At 71.9% G+C, this 14,838-nt stretch carries 14 protein-coding genes; 8 read left to right on the top strand and 6 right to left on the bottom strand.

From position 1 onward, the window contains the following. Window positions 1–19 precede the first annotated feature (19 nt). From FHP29_RS17210 to FHP29_RS17190, 5 genes are all read left to right on the top strand, one after another. A complete protein-coding gene (locus FHP29_RS17210; protein ID WP_139624091.1) occupies window positions 20–1,564 on the top strand; it encodes a sulfatase family protein in 1,545 nt (514 codons plus the stop codon). 42 nt (window positions 1,565–1,606) lie between these two features. Next, window positions 1,607–2,863, top strand: coding sequence for a magnesium transporter MgtE N-terminal domain-containing protein (locus FHP29_RS17205; RefSeq protein ID WP_139624090.1), 1,257 nt, complete (start codon window positions 1,607–1,609; stop codon window positions 2,861–2,863). Next, entirely contained in the window at window positions 2,860–3,423 is a 564-nt protein-coding gene (locus FHP29_RS17200; protein ID WP_139624089.1) for a DUF1003 domain-containing protein, read from the top strand. Before FHP29_RS17205 ends, FHP29_RS17200 begins: the two co-directional genes overlap by 4 nt. Window positions 3,424–3,473: 50 nt before the next feature. Further along, complete coding sequence (locus tag FHP29_RS17195; RefSeq protein ID WP_139624327.1) at window positions 3,474–4,619, top strand: Mrp/NBP35 family ATP-binding protein; 1,146 nt, start codon at window positions 3,474–3,476, stop codon at window positions 4,617–4,619. Window positions 4,620–4,690: 71 nt separating this feature from the next. Then, window positions 4,691–5,044 carry a sec-independent translocase gene (locus FHP29_RS17190; RefSeq protein WP_139624088.1) on the top strand — a complete coding sequence of 118 codons (354 nt, stop codon included), beginning with the start codon at window positions 4,691–4,693 and terminating at the stop codon, window positions 5,042–5,044. Window positions 5,045–5,140: 96 nt separating this feature from the next. On the opposite strand, the gene FHP29_RS17185 is transcribed toward FHP29_RS17190, so the two are convergent. Continuing rightward, complete coding sequence (locus FHP29_RS17185) at window positions 5,141–5,692, bottom strand: hypothetical protein (RefSeq protein WP_139624087.1); 552 nt, start codon at window positions 5,690–5,692, stop codon at window positions 5,141–5,143. A gap of 110 nt (window positions 5,693–5,802) precedes the next feature. Here FHP29_RS17185 and FHP29_RS17180 point away from each other — a divergent pair, with 110 nt between their 5' ends. Together FHP29_RS17180 and FHP29_RS17175 are read left to right on the top strand one after the other, a co-directional pair. Beyond that, on the top strand, window positions 5,803–6,480 hold the full coding sequence (locus tag FHP29_RS17180) for a LysM peptidoglycan-binding domain-containing protein (RefSeq protein ID WP_139624086.1): 678 nt from the start codon (window positions 5,803–5,805) through the stop codon (window positions 6,478–6,480). A gap of 13 nt (window positions 6,481–6,493) precedes the next feature. Continuing rightward, a complete protein-coding gene (locus tag FHP29_RS17175; protein WP_139624085.1) occupies window positions 6,494–7,012 on the top strand; it encodes an Rv3235 family protein in 519 nt (172 codons plus the stop codon). 53 nt (window positions 7,013–7,065) lie between these two features. On the opposite strand, the gene secA is transcribed toward FHP29_RS17175, so the two are convergent. Genes secA through folC form a run of 3 tightly spaced genes read right to left on the bottom strand, consistent with a single transcriptional unit; the run spans window position 7,066 to window position 11,764 of the window. Further along, the gene (gene secA, locus FHP29_RS17170) at window positions 7,066–9,975 is read right to left on the bottom strand and encodes a preprotein translocase subunit SecA (RefSeq protein WP_139624084.1); all 2,910 of its coding nucleotides are present in this window, start codon (window positions 9,973–9,975) and stop codon (window positions 7,066–7,068) included. A 23-nt stretch (window positions 9,976–9,998) separates the two neighbouring features. Beyond that, window positions 9,999–10,403, bottom strand: a complete 405-nt coding sequence (locus FHP29_RS17165; protein ID WP_240044566.1) for a DUF4233 domain-containing protein — start codon at window positions 10,401–10,403, stop codon at window positions 9,999–10,001. Beyond that, window positions 10,400–11,764 (bottom strand): bifunctional tetrahydrofolate synthase/dihydrofolate synthase, encoded by a 1,365-nt coding sequence (folC, locus tag FHP29_RS17160; RefSeq protein ID WP_139624083.1) that lies wholly within the window; start codon window positions 11,762–11,764, stop codon window positions 10,400–10,402. Before folC ends, FHP29_RS17165 begins: the two co-directional genes overlap by 4 nt. 44 nt (window positions 11,765–11,808) lie before the next feature. On the opposite strand from folC, the gene FHP29_RS17155 reads away from it, so the two are divergent. Then, window positions 11,809–12,999: a family 43 glycosylhydrolase gene (locus tag FHP29_RS17155; protein ID WP_139624082.1), complete on the top strand. Its 1,191-nt coding sequence runs from the start codon at window positions 11,809–11,811 to the stop codon at window positions 12,997–12,999. Between the two features lie 159 nt (window positions 13,000–13,158). On the opposite strand, the gene FHP29_RS17150 is transcribed toward FHP29_RS17155, so the two are convergent. Both FHP29_RS17150 and FHP29_RS17145 read right to left on the bottom strand, forming a co-directional pair. Further along, the gene (locus FHP29_RS17150; RefSeq protein ID WP_139624081.1) at window positions 13,159–14,049 is read right to left on the bottom strand and encodes an alpha/beta hydrolase; all 891 of its coding nucleotides are present in this window, start codon (window positions 14,047–14,049) and stop codon (window positions 13,159–13,161) included. Window positions 14,050–14,115: 66 nt separating this feature from the next. After that, window positions 14,116–14,838 (bottom strand): class I tRNA ligase family protein (locus FHP29_RS17145; protein WP_139624325.1); only part of this gene is annotated, 723 nt, incomplete at its 5' end.

Here is a 14,838-nt window from a genome sequence, read left to right as displayed (position 1 = left end):
CCGTCAAGGAGCCTGTCTCGTGAGTCGTCCTGGACGCCTTCGCATCGCCACTGCTGCCGTGCTGAGCGCGAGCGTGCTCGCCGCCTGCTCCGGCGGAGGCGGCGAGGCCGAGCGCCCGCCGGCCGTGAAGTACCAGCAGCCCGGGGAGCAGCCGTCCGTCGCGGCGCCGACCGCGCAGGACACGGTCCTCGGCCCGAAGGCGACCCCGGCCCCGGTGGCCTCGCCGGAGAGGCCGAACCTGCTGATGATCACCATGGACGACGCGGCCCTCAAGGACATGCAGTTCATGCCGCACCTCCAGGAGGTCGTCGCCGACCAGGGCGTCACCATCGCCAACGGGCTCGCGCCGACGCCGATCTGCGTGCCCGCGCGGGCGTCGCTGCTCACCGGGCAGTACGCCAACAACCACGGTGCGGTCACCGTGGCCGGCGAGGGCGGGAGCTACACCGCCTTCGACGACGAGGACACGCTGCCGGGCAGTCTGCAGGGGGCCGGCTACGACACGATGATGGTCGGCAAGTACCTCAACGGCTACACCCGCCACGAGGTCGACCACCAGCCGCCGGGCTGGACCGTGTGGCGCCCCACCGTCGACTTCGCGACGTACGACTTCGAGCACCCGCAACTCCTCGTCGACGGCGAGATCAAGGAGTACGACGAGTACTCCACGACCCTGCTCAGCGACCAGTCGAACGCCCTGATCGAGGAGCACGCCTCGGGCGATCCGTGGTACCTGTGGGTCAACTACGTCGCGCCGCACCACGGCAGCCCCGAGGAGGACGGCGACCCGGACGGCTACTCGACGACCGTGCCGGCGAAGCAGGACCGCGACACCTTCGAGGACCTCGACCTCGACACCACGCCCGAGATGTTCGAGAAGGACCCCAGCGACAAGGCGCTGGTCCGGTCGGCGCGACAGAAGAGCCCTCGGGCGCGGCGCGCCGCGCTGCGGGAGGTCCGCCAGCAGCGGGTCGAGTCGCTCCAGGCCGTCGATCGCGCGATCGCCCGCACCGTCGAGACCCTCGAGCGCACCGGCCAGCTCGACGACACCTACGTCGTGGTGACCTCGGACAACGGGTACGCCGTCGGGGAGCACCACCTCAACGGCAAGCTGTGGCACTACCGCGACACGATCGGGATCCCGATGTTCGTCCGCGGCCCCGGTCTCCCCGCGGGCACCACCGCGCAGGCCCCGGTCACCAACGCGGACTGGGCGCCGACCTTCGCCGCCCTCGCCGGCACCACGCTCGACCGCGACGCCGACGGCGTCGACGTGATGCCGTGGCTCGCCAGCGACGCCACACGACGCGTCGTACCGATCGCCGGATGGCCGGTCAAGGGCGGCCTCGACCCGCTCTACACCGGCGTCATCGTGGGTCCGTGGACCTACGTCCGCGGCCGCAAGGGACGCGGCGAGATGTACTACACGAAGAACGACCCCTACCAGCTCTACAACCTCTACCACGACCCGCGCTACAAGGCGGCGCGCCAGGAGCTGCGCTCCCTGTGGCTCGAGACCAAGGACTGCGCCGGCGCGACCTGCCCCCGGACGTTCATGAAGTAGACGTTCATGAAGTAGCAGTCGCGACCGGTAGCGTTGCGTCCCGTGAGCACCACCCCCTCCCGCGTGTTCGCGGCCAGGCTGGTCGGGCTCCCGATCTTCGACCCCCAGGGCGACCAGGTCGGGAAGGTCCGCGACCTGGTCGTGACCCTGCGCACCGAGGGGACCCAGCCCCGCGTCCTCGGGATGGTCGCGGAGGTCTTCGGGCGGCGCCGGATCTTCGTGCCGATGACCCGGGTCACCAACATCGACAGCGGCCACGTCTACACCACCGGCCTGCTCAACATGCGCCGCTTCGAGCAGCGCTCGACCGAGACCCTGGTCATCGGGCAGATGCTCGACCGGACCGTCACGATCAAGGACAGCGGCATCACCGGCACGGTGTACGACGTCGCGATGGAGCCCGCGCGCACCCGCGACTGGGTCCTGAGCCGGGTCGCCGTCCGCGAGCCGTCCAAGGGATTCCGCCGCCGCGGGCAGTCGCACGTGGTCGAGTGGCGCGACGTCGTCGGCCTCTCCCGCAGCGACGAGCGGCAGGGAGCCACCCACCTGGTCGCGGCCCTCAACGAGATGAGGCCCGCCGACGCGGCCAGCATCCTGCACGACCTGCCGCCCGAGCGGCGCACCGCGGTGGCGCTCGCGCTCGACGACGAGCGGCTCGCCGACGTCCTCGAGGAGCTGCCGGAGGACGACCAGGTCGAGATCCTCAAGGGCCTGGACTCCGAGCGCGCGGCCGACGTCCTCGAGGAGATGTCGCCGGACGACGCGGCCGACCTGGTCCGCGACCTGCCGCCGGAGACCGCCGAGATCCTGCTCGAGCTGATGGAGCCGGAGGAGGCCGAGGACGTGCGGCGGCTGATGTCGTACGTCGAGAACACCGCCGGCGCCATGATGACCTCCGAGCCGGTGATCCTCGGCCCCGACGCGACCATCGCCGACGCGCTCGCCCACGTCCGCAACCCCGAGCTGACGCCCGCCCTCGCGGCGCTCGTCTACGTCTGCCGTCCGCCGCTGGAGACCCCGACCGGCAAGCTGCTCGGCGTCGCCCACATCCAGCGACTGCTCCGCGAGCCGCCGTCCACCCTGGTCGCCGGGGCCCTCGACGACTCGCTGGAGTGGCTGCGCCCGGAGGCGAGCATCGACGAGGTCGCGGCCCACCTCGCGACGTACAACCTGGTCGCGACGCCGATCGTCGACGAGGACAAGCGCCTCATCGGCGCCGTCACCGTCGACGACCTGCTCGACCACATGCTGCCGGCCAACTGGCGCGAGCGCGCCCGTGAGCGCGGGAGCGGGGCATGAGCCGCCCCGCCGGCGAGACGCGGCGCGAGCGCCTCGACACGCCGCGAGAGGAACGACGCAAGCTGGTCCGCCGGCCGTCGTACAACGCCGACACCTTCGGGGTCTTCGCCGAGCAGTTCGCCCGGTTCATGGGCACGGCGACCTTCCTCATCTACATGACGCTGTTCGTGATGGCGTGGATGGCCTGGAACACCCTGGCGCCCGCGGACCTGCGCTTCGACCGGTTCCCGTTCATCTTCCTGACGCTGATGCTGAGCCTGCAGGCGTCGTACGCCGCGCCCCTGATCCTGCTCGCCCAGAACCGCCAGGAGGCCCGCGACCGGGTGATCGCCGAGCAGGACCGGCAGGCCGATGCCCGGGCGCACGCCGACATGGAGTTCCTCGCGCGTGAGGTCGCGTCGCTGCGGATGGCCGTCGGCGAGGTCGCGACCCGCGACTTCCTGCGCTCGGAGCTGCGCTCGCTGCTCTCCGACCTCGACGAGCGCGCCGAGGAGCGGGAGGACGAGCGTGCGCAGTCTCACGAGGACGGCGCCGACGGCGGCTCACCCGGGGGTCCCTAGACTCAGGGGTTGTGAGCAGTACGACGCAGTCCCCGTCCGTCGAGCAGGTCATGGCCGCGCTCAGCAAGGTCGACGACCCCGAGATCAAGCGCCCCATCACCGAGCTCGGCATGGTCGAGGGCGTCGACATCGCAGCCGGCGACGGCGGCTCGGTCGTGACCGTCAAGGCACTGCTGACCGTGGCCGGCTGTCCGCTCAAGGACACCATCAACCGCGACGTGACCGCCGCCGTCGCGGCCCTGCCCGGCGTGACCCGGGTCGAGGTCCAGCTGGGCGTCATGAGCGCCGAGCAGCGCTCCGGCCTCCACGAGACGCTGCGAGGCGGCCAGGCGCAGCGGGAGATCCCGTTCGCCCAGGCCGGCTCGCTCACCAAGGTGTTCGCGATCGCCTCCGGCAAGGGCGGGGTCGGCAAGTCCTCGGTGACCGTCAACCTGGCCCTCGCGCTGGCCAAGGCCGGGCGCAAGGTGGGCCTCGTCGACGCCGACATCTACGGCCACTCGGTCCCGGCGATGCTCGGCGTGGCCGACGCGCGGCCCACCCAGGTCGACGACCTGATCATGCCCGTGCCCACCCCGTCGGGCGTCTCGGTCATCTCGATCGGGATGCTCAAGCCGCGCCGCGACCAGGTCGTCGCCTGGCGCGGACCGATGCTCGACCGGGCGCTCGTCCAGATGCTCGCCGACGTCTACTGGGGCGACCTCGACGTCCTCCTCCTCGACCTGCCGCCGGGCACGGGCGACGTCGCGATCTCCCTCGGGCAGCACCTGCCCGGCGCCGAGGTCGTCGTCGTGACCACGCCGCAGGAGGCCGCCGCCGAGGTGGCCGAGCGCGCCGGCACGATGGCCTCGATGATGCACCAGCGCGTGGTCGGGGTCATCGAGAACATGAGCTATCTCGCCTGCCCGCACTGCGCGGAGGCCGGCGAGGACCACCGGCTCGAGATCTTCGGCTCCGGCGGCGGAGACCGCGTCGCGCAGACCCTGTCCCAGCGCTTCGGCTACGACGTGCCGGTGCTGGGCCGGATCCCGCTCGACGTCGCGCTGCGCGAGGGCGGCGACGTGGGCAAGCCCATCGTCGACGCGGACCCGACGGCCCCGGCCGCCGCCGCCCTGCAGTCGATCGCCGACCGGCTCGACGGGCGCGGCCGCGGACTGGCCGGCATGCAGCTCGGACTCACCCCGACCAGTAAGTTCTGACCGGCAGTTCTGATCGGCACGCCGCACGGCGCGCGGAGCAACGACGGGGTACGACGGGGAAGGGGCGGCGGGTGTTCGGGATCGGCTTCGGCGAGCTCGTGGCGATCGCGCTCGTCACGGTTCTCGTCTTCGGTCCCGACCGGCTGCCCGACCTGGCCCGCCAGGCCGGACGGCTCCTCCGGGAGCTGCGCAAGTTCGCCACCAACGCGCGTGACGAGCTGCGGGCCGAGCTCGGCCCCGCGTACGCCGACCTCGAGCTCACCGACCTCGACCCCCGCGCGATCGTGCGCAAGCACATCGCCGAGGCGATGGCCGAGCTCGACGAGCTCGAGGACACGATCCGCAGCGCCGGCGACGACGAGCCGGTTCGGGTCCGGCCGCTCGAGCCCGGCGAGCGGCCGCCGTACGACCTCGACGCGACCTGACCGGGCGGCGTGACCGGTCGATCGCTCCTGCGGTCGGGGACCAAACCGCGGCATTTCGGCCCCGGAGCCGGGCGTCCGGTGAACCGCGCCAGTCGCTCAGCCGGCGCGCGACGCGCTCTGCGACTGGGCGGCGGCCAGTGCCGCGAAGGAGACGAGGACGGTGCGCCGCCCCTCCCCAGCGACCAGCTCGCAGAAGTCCGCTCCGACGCGCCGTAGGAGCCCCTCGTGGCGGCTGCCGTCGCGCAGGTGGAGCAGGCACGGCTCGCCCGCCTCGGCGATGCGGCGCAGCGCGGAGGCGAGGCTGAGGCGGGTCAGCGGCGACCAGGCGATCTCGGGGACGGAGCGCTCCGAGACGTCGGACGCGGTGGTCACCGCCGGGAGGGCGACGACCCAGTCGTGATCGCCGCTCGCCGCGAGGAGCCAGCCGTCGGCGACCCGCTCGAGCGTCCCCGTCACGGTCCCGACGCCGAGCACGCCGAGGGTCACCGTCCGCCCCACGCTCGCCATGAGCCGCCCGGCGAGCGTGACCTGCTGGTACTCGGCGCGGCTGCGGTCGGCCACCTCCAGGTCGCGCTCGGCCGCGTAGAGGGCGCCGGCCTGGCCCTCGAGGTCGTCGAAGAGCGCGAACAGCTCGTCCTCCCAGCCCATGCGAACACCCTGGCACGACCTTCTCCACAGGCTGCACAGATCCGATTGACAATCGCGTTGAACAGTCTTATCCTGAATCAAACGCAAGCAAACGCAAAGGTTCTCTCGGGATGGAACTCGTCGTTGCCGGCGGGGCGCGCCTGCGCGCGTCCCTCCTCTGGCTCTCGGTCACGCTGGCGCTGGGCGCCCTGGCCGCCTCCGTCGGACCGCTCGTCGGTGCGCTCGCCCGGATGCCTGGGCCGACCTTCGCCGACGCGCTGGTGCAGCTGTGCGCGGCCATCTCGCTCGTGGCGGGCGGCGGGCTCTGGCTCGCCGCCACGGACGTCGCGTGGGCGGTGCTGCGCTCCCCGCGGAGCCTCCCGCCGCGCGCCGTCGGCCCGCTGAGGCGCCTGCTCCTCGCGGCGTGCGGCATCACGATCCTGGCGACGACCGCGCCGGCCGGCGCGGCGCCCTCCACCGTCGGCCGGTCCGGGACGGACTCGGGCGCCGATGCCGGAGCGGCGGTGGACGCCGGCGCGGCTGCGGACACGGGTGCGCGGTTGCTCGAGGGCCTGCCCCTCCCCGATCGCGCCACCGGTCGGCCGTCCCCGCCACGCCGCGGCGCGCTCGTCACCGTCCGCCCCGGCGACTCGCTGTGGACGATCGCCGCGGCGCGGCTGGGCCCGGACGCCGCGCCGGCCGACGTGGCGTCGTACTGGCTGCGGGTGCAGGACCTCAACGCCGCGGCCCTGGGCACCGACCCCGATCTCATCCAGCCGGGGCAGACGCTCCGACTGCCGCCCGCCTGACCAGGAGGAAGTCATGTCCGCTGTCCCACACGAGCTGGTCGGTCTCCGCGTGCCCGTCCCCGTCAGCCCCACCCAGGGCACCCTCGCCCTGGCCCTGCTCCCCCGCCAGTCACCGCCGCGCGCCCGGCCCCGGCACGCCGCGCCAGCTCGGCCGGGTGCGGTCGTCGTCCCGATCGACCAGCGGTTGCGGCACGCCATCGAGGAGTGGACCCACCGGTTCGTGCAGGCGGCCGTCGAGATCGTCGGCGGCGATCGTCCGGTCTCGCAGCTGGTGCGCTGGACCACTCGCGAGGTGTACGCCGACCTCCACCGCCGGGCGCTCCTCGTCGCCCGGGCCGGTGGTCACCAGCCCGGGCTCGCCCGCGTGCAGCCGGTGCGCCCGCGCGTGCAGAGCGTCCACGCCTGCTTCATCACCGAGGCGATCGTCGAGTGCGGGGTGCACGTGCGCCACGGGGAGCGCTCGCGCGCCGTCGCCGCCCGCTTCGAGCGCTGCGAGCAGCGCTGGATCTGCACCGCCCTCGACTTCTCCTAGGCGGCGCGTGCGCGGGTGCGCTGAGAGGTTCCGCCGATAGGTGGCGGAACCTCTTATCCGCTGACGCGGGTGGTGTAGCCCGAGGCTCCGCCCGGGGCGCCGTGGCAGCGCTTGTACTTCTTGCCCGAGCCGCAGGGGCACAGCGCGTTGCGGCCGACGTCGCCGAACTCGTCGTCGGCCTTCGACGCGGTGCTGCCGCGGACCTCCTCGTGACCGGTCTCGTCCGGCGCGGAGTAGGTGAGGTTCTGCGGCTGCTTCGGGGCGTCGAGGCCCTTGGCGGTGACCCTGGGCGCGGAGGCACCCGTGGCGCCGGCGGCCTTGAGCTCGGAGGAGATGGACTCCAGGTCCATCCGACCCCCGGCCTCGAGGCCGACGCCGACGGGCGGCTCGGCGAACGCGCCCTCGTGCATCGGGCCCGCGTGGGCGGTGCCGTCGGCGTGGTAGTGGATCTCCTCCTCGTCGTCCTCCTCCACCTGGACCTCCAGGTTGAAGAGGAAGCCGACGGTCTCCTCCTTGATGCCGTCCATCATGGCGGCGAACATGTCGAAGCCCTCGCGCTGGTACTCGACGAGCGGGTCGCGCTGCGAGTAGGCCCGCAGGTAGATGCCCTCGCGCAGGTAGTCCATCTCGTAGAGGTGCTCACGCCACTTGCGGTCGAGCACGGAGAGCAGCACGCGGCGCTCGAGCTCGCGAGCGACCTCCTCGCCGACCTCCTCCTCGCGGCGGTCGTAGGCCGCGTGGGCGTCGGCCTTGAGCACGTCGATGAGGTGCGACTTCTCCAGCGCGGCCTGGGTGCCGGCCTCCTCGACCAGGTCCTTCCAGGACACCGAGACCGGCCAGAACTGCTTGAGGTCGGTCCACAGCTGCTCGAGGTCCCACTCCTCGGAGAACTCGTCGAGCGAGCCGTTGACGAAGCCCGTGACGACGTCGTCGATGAAGGTCCGGATCTGGTCCTCGAGGTCCACGCCCTCGAGCACCTCGCGGCGCTCGCCGTAGATCACCTTGCGCTGGCGGTCCATCACGTCGTCGTACTTGAGGACGTTCTTGCGGGACTCGAAGTTCTGCGACTCGACCTGACCCTGGGCGCTGGCGATCGCGTTGGTGACCCGCTTGTTCTCGATCGGGACGTCGTCGGGGATCTTGAGCATGAGCAGGACCCGGTCGACCCAGTCGGACTTGAAGAGCCGCATGAGCTCGTCCTGCAGGGAGAGGTAGAAGCGGCTCTCGCCGGGGTCGCCCTGGCGGCCGGAGCGACCGCGCAGCTGGTTGTCGATGCGGCGCGACTCGTGGCGCTCGGTGCCGATGACGTAGAGGCCGCCGAGGTCCTTGACCTCGTCGTGCTCGGCCTCGACCTGCTTCTTGATCCGCTCGACCATCGCGGGCCAGGCGGCGTCGTACTCGTCGGCGGTCTCGCCGGACGGCTCGAGACCCTGCTTGCGCAGCTCGGCGTCGGCGAGGAACTCGACCGATCCGCCGAGCATGATGTCGGTGCCTCGACCGGCCATGTTGGTGGCGACCGTGACCGCGCCCCTGTGGCCGGCCATCGCGACGATCTTCGCCTCCTCGGCGTGGACCTTCGCGTTGAGGACCGAGTGCGGGACGCCGCGCTTGGTGAGCTGCTGGTGGAGGTACTCCGACTTCTCGACCGAGACGGTGCCGACGAGGACCGGCTGACCCTTCTCGTGGCGCGCGACGATGTCGTCGACGACGGCGTCGTACTTCGCCTCCTCGGTGCGGTAGACGAGGTCGGGCTGGTCGACGCGCTGCATCGGCTTGTTGGTCGGGATCGGGACCACGCCGAGCTTGTAGATCTTGTCGAACTCGGAGGCCTCGGTGAGCGCCGTGCCGGTCATGCCGGAGAGCTTCTGGTAGAGGCGGAAGTAGTTCTGCAGGGTGACGGTGGCGAGGGTCTGGTACTCCTCGCGGACCTTCACGCCCTCCTTGGCCTCGATGGCCTGGTGGAGACCGTCGTTGTAGCGGCGTCCCGCCAGCATGCGGCCGGTGTGCTCGTCGACGATGAGCACCTCGCCCTCCATGACGACGTACTCCTTGTCGTTGCGGAACAGCTCCTTGGCCTTGATGGAGTTGTGCAGGAAGGAGATGAGCGGGGTGTTGGCCGACTCGTAGAGGTTCTCGATGCCGAGGTGGTCCTCGACCTTGGTGATGCCGTCCTCGAGGACCGAGATGGTGCGCTTCTTCTCGTCGACCTCGTAGTCGACGTCCTTGGTGAGCTTCTGCGCGATCTTGGCGAACTCGCCGTACCACTTCACCTCGTCCTGGGTCGGGCCGCTGATGATCAGCGGGGTCCGGGCCTCGTCGATGAGGATCGAGTCGACCTCGTCGACGATGGCGAAGTGGTGGCCGCGCTGCACGCACTCCTCGAGCGAGGAGGCCATGTTGTCGCGCAGGTAGTCGAAGCCGAGCTCGTTGTTGGTGCCGTAGGTGATGTCGCAGGCGTAGGCCCTGCGCCGCTCGTCGGGGCGCATGCTCGGCAGGATCACGCCGACGGTGAGGCCGAGGAAGTGATGGACGCGGCCCATCATCTCGGACTGGAACTTGGCGAGGTAGTCGTTGACCGTGACGACGTGGACGCCCTTGCCCTCGAGGGCGTTGAGGTACGCCGGGAGGGTCGAGACGAGCGTCTTGCCCTCACCGGTCTTCATCTCGGCGATGTTGCCGAGGTGGAGGGCGGCGCCACCCATGACCTGGACGTCGAAGTGCCGCTGGCCGAGCACCCGCCGGGCGGCCTCGCGGACCGTGGCGAAGGCCTCGGGCATGAGGTCGTCGAGGTCCTCGCCCTCGGAGAGGCGCTTGCGGAACTCGTCGGTCATGCCCCGCAGCTCGTCGTCGGACATCGCCTTGAAGTCGTCCTCGATGGCGTTGACGGCCTTGGCGATCCCCTCGAGCTGGCGGAGGATCTTGCCCTCTCCGATGCGGAGGAGCTTGTCGATGATCACTGGCACGCGGCCACTCTACCCAGCGGTTTCTAGGCGTCCGATTCTCGGCGGCGGTCGTAGTCGGCGAAGGCCGCGGCGCGCTCGTTCTCGATCTTGCGGCCGAGGCCGTAGGCCGTCGCCCACAGGAGGGCGAAGAGCCCGCCGACCACGAACATGAGGGGTGCGAGCAGGCCCAGGGCGACCGCGCCGACCTGCACCGCGTGGCCCAGCAGGTACGCCGGCTCGCGGCGCAGCATCCCGGCGACCAGCACGCACAGGAGCGCCAGGCCCAGGCCGAGCGGCAGCGCGAGGGCGGGCCGGATGTCGGAGATCGCGATCATCACCGGGGTGGACAGGGCGATGGCGATGGCCTCGAGCGAGAGGACGGCGGCGCACATCGCGCGGCGCGGGGACCGGCCGCGCTCCGCGTCGCCGGTGCCGACCGCCTCGGTCACTTGCGACCGCCCAGCAGCACCCGGGCCTCACCGACGGTGACGACCGAGCCGGTGACGAGGACCGCCCCGGAGCTGAGCGCGTCGGTGCTGCCGGACTCGGCGAGCGCCGCGGCCGCGTCGATGGCGTCGCCGAGGAGGGGGACGACCGTGACCCGGTCCTCGCCGAACACCTCGCGGGCGATGACGGCGAGCTCCTCGGCCGGCATCGCGCGGGCGGTGGAGTTCTGGGTGACGACGATCTGCTCGAGGATCGGCTCGAACGCGGCGAGCAGGCCCTCGGCGTCCTTGTCGCCCATCACGCCGAACACGCCGATGAGCGGGTCGAACTGGAAGGAGTCCTCCAGCGCGGCGGCCGTGGCCTCCGCGCCGTGCGGGTTGTGCGCCGCGTCGAGGACGATGGTGGGACTGCGCCGGACCACCTCGAGCCGGCCGGGCGAGGTGATCTCGGCGAACGCGCCGCGCACGACGTCGTCGCCGAGCGGCTCGCCCTGACCGTCGGGCCCGCCGACGAAGGCCTCGACCGCGGCGAGGGCGGCGGCGGCGTTCTGCGCCTGGTGGGCGCCGTAGAGGGGCAGGAAGAGGTCGTCGTACCGGCCGCGCAGGCCCTGGATCGTGATCACCTGGCCGCCGACGGCCGGCGCTCGGGAGACGACGTTGAACTCGAGGCCCTCGCGGGCGACGGTCGCGCCGACCTCCACCGCGCGCTCGAGGAGCACGGCGGCGACGTCGGCGGTCTGCTGGGCGAGCACGGCGATGGAACCGGGCTTGATGATCCCGGCCTTCTCGCGGGCGATCTCGACCGCGGTGCCGCCGAGGTAGTTGGCGTGGTCGACGGCGATCGGCGTCACGACCGCGACGTCGGCGTCGATCACGTTGGTGGCGTCCCACGAGCCGCCCATCCCGACCTCGACGACCGCCACGTCGACGGGGGCGTCGGCGAAGGCGGCGTACGCCATCCCGACGACGGCCTCGAAGAAGCTGAGCGGGTGGGCCTCGGCCTCGTCGACCAGGTGCATGTACGGCGCGACGTCGTTGAAGGCCCGGACGAACGCCTCGTCGTCCAGGGGCTCCCCGTCGACGCTGATCCGCTCGCTCATCTTCTCGACGTGCGGGCTGGTGAAGCGGCCGGTGCGCAGGTCGAGGGCGCGCAGCAGCGCGTCGATCATCCGCGAGGTCGACGTCTTGCCGTTGGTGCCGGTCAGGTGGATCGAGCGGTAGGCGCGCTGCGGATCGCCGAGCAGCTCGGTGAACGCGCGGATCCGGTCGAGGGACGGCTCGAGGCGGGTCTCGGGCCATCGGGAGAGGAGGGCGTCCTCGGCCTCGGCGAAGGTCTCGGCAGGTCGCGCAATCGGCTGATTCATGGCTCCCGAGAGTCTAGGGTGTCGGCGCGGGAGGGAGGCAAAGCATGCGCGCTCGGAGACTCGCCACGCTCGTGGTGGCGGCGATCGCGCTGTCCGGATGCGCCGCGAACGGCGACCCCGCCGCCACGACGCCTGCGACGGGGCCGACGCCGAGCGAGGCTCCGCTGATCCCCGAGCCGAGCGCCCTCCCCTCCGCCCTGCCCAGCGACGTGCTGGCGGGCGAGATGCAGGACCTGGCCAAGCTGGCGGAGCGGCTGGCCCAGCAGCTGCCGGTCCAGCGGCGTCCGGCGCCGGTGCGGGTCGCGGGCAGCAGCTCGCAGTGGCAGCCCGGGGCGGCGTACCGCGGGGTGTTCGCCGATCCCGACATCGTGCGCTTCCGCGGCCGGTGGTACGCCTACGCCACCAACACCTCCCACCTGCGGCTGCCCACCCTGACCTCGCGCGACCTCGTCACCTGGACGCCGCTGTCGGACGGGTCGGGGCGCCGGATCGACCCGATCGAGACCGCCGGCTGGGTCCGCAGCCGCGACGGGGGACGCGACCTGTGGGCGCCCGGGGTGGACAAGGTCGGCAACGGCTGGACGGCCGCGTACGCCGCGCCGGCGGGCACCCAGGGCGGCGAGCGGCACAACTGCATCGGCCTGACCCGCGGGCCCTCCCCCGCGGGTCCGTTCCGCCCCGTCGGGGACCCGATCTGCTACGGCGAGGCCCAGCTCGGGGTGATCGACCCCGACGTCTTCGTCGACGAGCACGGGGTCGCCTGGCTGCTGTGGAAGTTCTCCGGGGTCGTGCACCGCCGTCCGGCCGGACTGTTCATCCGGCAGCTCAACGCCGACGGGACCGGCTTCGCCGACGGCTCGCAGACCCGTGAGCTGCTCACCCTCGACCGCCCGTGGGAGGGCATCACGATCGAGAACCCGAGCATGGTGCAGTTCCGTGGCGTGACCTACCTCTTCTACTCGGGCAACTCCTGGGAGCGGGCCGACTACGCGACGGGATACGCGATCTGCGCCGGACCCCAGGGGCCGTGCGTACGCCAGAACCACGGCGAGCCCCTGCTCTCGACCGCCTCCACCGGCCGCCTCGGCCCGGGCGGCGCCTCGGCGTTCGTCGACCACAAGTCGCTGCGGCTGATCTACCACGCCTGGGACCGGGTCGGACACATGCGCCGGCTCCACATCGCCAGCCTGTGGCAGCGTGACGACGGCACCCTCGAGGTCATCGACCCCGGCTGACCGTTGAGTTGCCGCTTTCTCACCCTTGAGTTGCCGCTTTCTCACCCTTGAGTTGCCGCTCCCCGGGAGGGCCGGCAACTCGACGGTGAGGTTCGGGCAACTCGACGGTGAGTTCGGGGCAACTCAACGGTGAGGTTCCGGCAACTCAACGACAGGACGTCACCGAGCGCGGGCGGCCTGCATCCGCATCCAGCCGGCGACCTGCCACATGAGGGGCTCGGCGGCGTCGAAGACCTGGGTGTGCCGCCAGAAGCCGTGGACCTGGCCGAGATAGCGGGTGCCGACGACCTCGACGCCGGCTTCGGCGAGCAGGTGGACGAGGTGCTCGCCCTCGTCGCGCAGGGGGTCGTGCTCGGCCGTGGCGACCAGGGTCGGCGGCAGTGTGCCGAGGGCGTCGGAGAGCAGCGGCGCGAGGTCCGGGTGCGCGAGGTCCGCGGGGGTGGCGGCGTACTGCTGCCAGTACCAGGCCGCCTCCGCGGGGTCGAAGCCGTCGGCGGCCGTCCGGTAGGAGTCGAACGACGCGGTGGGGTCGAGGAAGGGGTAGATCAGCGCGACGCCGGTGAAGCGGCCGGGGTGCCGCAGCGCGGCGACGAGCGCGAGGTTGCCGCCGGCGCTGTCGCCGTGGGCGAAGGTCGGCAGGCCGGCCAGGTCCGGCTGGTCGTCGAGCCAGCGCGTGGCGGTGGAGACGTCGTCGGGCGCCGCCGGGAACCGGTGCTCCGGCGGGCGGCGGTAGTCCACGCTCAGCACCGCCATCCGGCTGAGGTCGGCGAAGCGGCGTACGGCGGCGTCGTGGACCTCGACGTCGTTGAAGACGAACCCGCCGCCATGGGCGTGCACGACGACGGCGTCGTACCCCTCGGGAAGGTAGAGCCTCGCGGGGACGCCGCCGGCGTCGACGTCGCGCACCTCGGCCACCTCCGGCCCCCGCTGCTCGGCCGCGGCCCGCCGGTCGCGCTCGCGCTCGGCGGCGATGTCGAAGGCGGGGTCGGTCACCGGGACCGCCCCGGCTGCGTTCTCGACGGCCTTGCGGGCCTGGGGATGCAGGGTCATGCGCTCAGAGAACCAGAGTCAGCCGCACCGTGTCGGCGAGGGGTCGGTATCCGAGCTCAGCCGATCTCAGGCGTCGAGGCGGGCGAGCTCCTCGTCCACGATCGAGGGGTCGAGCTTGGTGAAGACCGGCGTCGGCTTGGCGACCGGCGTACCGACCGTGATCGGGTGGCGCCGCCAGGACGGGAAGCCGGAGTAGTCGCCGGTGATGATCGGGTAGCTGCGGGACTCGTCGTCGAGGTCGGTGACCTCCTCGATGCGCGGCATCGGCGCGACCGCTCCCTCCCCGCCGAGGGCCCGGTCGACCAGGTTGGCGGAGAACGGCAGGAACGGGCTGAGGACGAGGTTGAGGTCGGCGACGCACTGCGCCATCACGTGCAGGATCGTGGCCAGGCGCTCGGGGTCGTCCTTGATCTTCCACGGCTCGGAGTCGGAGACGTACTTGTTGACCTCGGCGACCGCCCGCATCGCCTCGCCGATCGCCTGCTTCTGCCGGTGCCGGGCGATGAGGTCGCCGACCGTGCCGAACGCGGCCTCGGTGGCCGCGAGGACCGCCTCGTCCTCCGGGCTCAGCGCGCGGGCGGCGGGGATCTCGCCGAAGTTCTTGGCGATCAGGTTGGCGGTGCGGTTGACCAGGTTGCCCCAGCCGGCCACCAGCTCGTCGTTGGTACGACGCACGAACTCGGCCCAGGTGAAGTCGGAGTCCTGGCTCTCCGGGCCCGCCGCGGCCACGAAATAGCGGAACGCGTCGGGCTGGTAGCGGGCCAGGAGGTCGTGGACGTAGATCACGAC

The organism is Nocardioides albidus, from assembly GCF_006335005.1.
Classification (GTDB): domain Bacteria; phylum Actinomycetota; class Actinomycetes; order Propionibacteriales; family Nocardioidaceae; genus Nocardioides; species Nocardioides albidus.
This window is presented reverse-complemented; position numbering and strand designations above follow the sequence as displayed.

Coding starts and splice junctions, on each gene's coding strand:
- FHP29_RS17200 (WP_139624089.1), top strand. CDS start 2,860: ATGAGCCGCCCCGCCGGCGAGACGCGGCGCGAGCGCCTCGACACGCCG.
- FHP29_RS17195 (WP_139624327.1), top strand. CDS start 3,474: ATGGCCGCGCTCAGCAAGGTCGACGACCCCGAGATCAAGCGCCCCATC.
- FHP29_RS17185 (WP_139624087.1), bottom strand. CDS start 5,692: ATGGGCTGGGAGGACGAGCTGTTCGCGCTCTTCGACGACCTCGAGGGC.
- FHP29_RS17180 (WP_139624086.1), top strand. CDS start 5,803: ATGGAACTCGTCGTTGCCGGCGGGGCGCGCCTGCGCGCGTCCCTCCTC.
- FHP29_RS17175 (WP_139624085.1), top strand. CDS start 6,494: ATGTCCGCTGTCCCACACGAGCTGGTCGGTCTCCGCGTGCCCGTCCCC.
- folC (WP_139624083.1), bottom strand. CDS start 11,764: ATGAATCAGCCGATTGCGCGACCTGCCGAGACCTTCGCCGAGGCCGAG.
- FHP29_RS17155 (WP_139624082.1), top strand. CDS start 11,809: ATGCGCGCTCGGAGACTCGCCACGCTCGTGGTGGCGGCGATCGCGCTG.
- FHP29_RS17150 (WP_139624081.1), bottom strand. CDS start 14,049: ATGACCCTGCATCCCCAGGCCCGCAAGGCCGTCGAGAACGCAGCCGGG.